The 1,633-nt window shown below is 49.2% G+C and carries 2 pseudogenes; both read left to right on the top strand.

What is annotated here, in order from left to right:
• Positions 1-827: pseudogene (locus tag VU18_RS08130) on the top strand (glycoside hydrolase 43 family protein); the annotation flags it as partial.
• Between the two features lie 87 nt (positions 828-914).
• A pseudogene (locus VU18_RS19790) lies at positions 915-1,633 on the top strand (xylose isomerase); the annotation flags it as partial.

Genomic DNA, 1,633 nt, shown 5'->3' with positions numbered 1-1,633 from the left:
TTCTTGTTCATTTAACTGGTCGGCCGCTGCCAAGGGAAGGACAGCCGTTGCTGGAACACCGCGGCTATTGCCCGCTCGGACGTGAAACGGCGATTCAACGGCTTGAATGGAGAGACGGTTGGCCTTATGTCGTGGGAGGAAATCAACCTTCGTTGGAAATCGATGGCCCGAACGTTGAGGAAGTTCCGTGGGAAAAAGACTACGATGAAAAAGATGATTTTGATGGTGATACATTAAACCACCATTTTCAAACATTACGAATTCCTTTAGGGGAAGACATCGCTACCTTAAAGGCCCGTCCGGGACATTTGCGGCTGTACGGAAGGGAATCGCTCACTTCCCGGTTTACACAGGCGTTTGTCGCCAGACGATGGCAGCATTTTACCTTTGTTGCGGAAACGAAAGTCGCGTTTCGTCCGACGACTATCCAACAATCGGCTGGGCTCGTGAACTACTATAATACGCAAAACTGGACAACGCTGCAATTGACATGGCATGAGGAAAAAGGACGGATTCTCGAGTTAATGGCGTGCGACCATCTTGTTGTTGACCAGCCGTTGCGCGGTCAAGAAATTGTCGTCCCTGATGATGTCGAGTATGTGTATTTACGGGTGAACGTACAAACGGCCACGTACAACTATGCGTACTCTTTCGATGGAGTGAATTGGAGAGAGATTCCCGTCACCTTTGAATCGTATAAACTGTCAGACGACTATATCAAAAGCCGCGCGGCGTTTACCGGGGCGTTTGTCGGCATGCATTGCCGGGACGGTTCAGGACAAAACAACTACGCCGATTTCGACTACTTTTTGTACAAAGAATTGTAGAATACTTTGTTTATATGATAGACAAACAAATGTGAAAGCGTTATAATAAAACCGAAGCAAGCCATTTTCGCTGATTGAACTTGATTCATGATGAAGGGGGACCTAGGCATGGCTTATTTTCCGAATATCGGCAAGATTGCGTATGAAGGGCCGGAGTCGCGCAATCCGTTGGCGTTTAAGTTTTATAATCCGGAAGAAAAAGTCGGCGACAAAACAATGGAGGAGCATTTGCGCTTTTCGGTCGCGTATTGGCATACGTTTACGGGGGATGGATCGGATCCGTTCGGCGTCGGCAATATGATTCGCCCGTGGGACAAATACAGCGGGATGGATTTGGCGAAGGCGCGCGTCGAGGCGGCGTTTGAGCTGTTTGAAAAGCTGAACGTTCCGTTTTTCTGCTTCCATGATGTCGACATCGCTCCAGAAGGCGAGACGCTCAGCGAGACGTACAAAAACTTGGATGAAATCGTCGATATGATTGAAGAATACATGAAAACAAGCAAAACGAAGCTGCTGTGGAATACGGCGAACTTGTTCAGCCATCCGCGCTTCGTTCATGGGGCGGCGACATCGTGCAATGCTGATGTATTCGCCTATGCGGCGGCGAAAGTGAAAAAAGGGTTGGAGATCGCCAAACGGCTCGGAGCGGAAAACTACGTGTTTTGGGGCGGTCGGGAAGGTTATGAGACGCTGCTGAACACGGACATGAAGCTGGAGCTTGACAATTTGGCTCGCTTCTTGCACATGGCGGTCGACTATGCGAAAGAAATCGGATTTGACGGTCAGTTTTTGATCGAGCCGAAGCC

The organism is Geobacillus sp. ZGt-1 (genome assembly GCF_001026865.1).
Lineage (GTDB): Bacteria > Bacillota > Bacilli > Bacillales > Anoxybacillaceae > Geobacillus > Geobacillus thermoleovorans.
This window is presented reverse-complemented; position numbering and strand designations above follow the sequence as displayed.